Origin of the sequence: Blautia sp. HCN-1074, from assembly GCF_037890165.1 — a bacterium.
Classification (GTDB): Bacteria; Bacillota; Clostridia; order Lachnospirales; family Lachnospiraceae; genus Blautia_A.
This window is the reverse complement of sequence record NZ_JBBKBP010000062.1, coordinates 1-1,192: the sequence shown is the minus strand read 5'-3', so window position 1 is coordinate 1,192 and position 1,192 is coordinate 1. Positions and strand designations below refer to the sequence as shown.

1 protein-coding gene is annotated in these 1,192 nt (G+C 42.5%); it reads left to right on the top strand.

The features are described 5' to 3' along the window. Nucleotides 1–385 precede the first annotated feature (385 nt). Nucleotides 386–1,117, top strand: coding sequence for a DUF554 domain-containing protein (locus WKT11_RS19765; RefSeq protein ID WP_118138039.1), 732 nt, complete (start codon nucleotides 386–388; stop codon nucleotides 1,115–1,117). Nucleotides 1,118–1,192: the final 75 nt, after the last annotated feature.

The window sequence follows — 1,192 nt, the reverse complement described above, 5'->3', positions numbered from 1 at the left end:
GGGACAGCAAGCGATAAGGAGGCAGACGATTTCTGCATCAGACAGTTGCTGCCCAATAAACTAAAAGATCAATATTGCTTTAAAACAGAATCCGCTATTATGTTGACCTGATTACGGTTCCTGGTGTACAATGTCATCTGTTGGATTCGTCCAACAATCTGGCCTATCATCCGGGAATACGCGAACGTGGTGTGGCACGCAAGGCAATCTTTGACTGCACTGTACCGTTCGACTAGAAAGATCGTTTCCAGAGAACTCAGTTTATGGACGTAAATCCGAAATACTGGCTGTCGGATATGTTTTAAATAATAAGAAAAAGCTTCAGGCAGATGTCAGAAAAAGCGGCATTTGCCTGAAATCAGGTAAAGGAGAGAGAAAAAAAGCTATGCCTATTGGAGTAATTATCAACGCATTATCCGTAGTTATAGGAGGAATCCTGGGTGCCCTTATGGGACATAAGTTAAGTCCGAAATTCAAGGCAGACATTACCCTGGTGTTCGGTGTATGTTCTATGGGAATGGGAATCAGTACTATCGGCCTGATGGAAAATATGCCGGCGGTTATTTTTTCCATCGTAATCGGAACAGGAATCGGTCTTGCGATTCATCTTGGGGAAAAAATCAATGCCGGTGCAGGTGCAATGCAGAGAGTGATCAGCAAATTTATCAAGAATTCAAATTCTGAAATGTCTGAAGATGAATTTATGAACACTTTAGTGACAATTATTGTATTGTTCTGTGCCAGCGGAACCGGAATTTATGGTTCTATCGTATCCGGTATGAGTGGAGATCATTCTGTATTGATTTCCAAATCTATTCTGGATTTATTTACAGCGGCGATCTTTGCATGCAGTCTGGGAATGGTTGTATGCATGATCGCGATTCCGCAGGTGATTATTTTCCTGATTCTGTTTTTTGCGGCAACGGCGATTTTCCCGCTGACAACACCGGGGATGATCAATGACTTTAAAGCCTGTGGTGGATTTCTGATGCTTGCAACAGGATTCCGTATGGTGAAACTGAAAAACTTCCCGACTGCGGATATGATACCGGCTATGGTACTGATCATGCCGATGTCATGGTTCTGGGTGACTTATGTACTTCCGTTAGTATCCTGATATTTTTCTGATGCTTTTTTCGTGGAAAGAGTGTTGAAATGACAATATATTGTATGACCGCGCGTCGCATTCTCT

Coding starts and splice junctions, on each gene's coding strand:
- WKT11_RS19765 (WP_118138039.1), top strand. CDS start 386: ATGCCTATTGGAGTAATTATCAACGCATTATCCGTAGTTATAGGAGGA.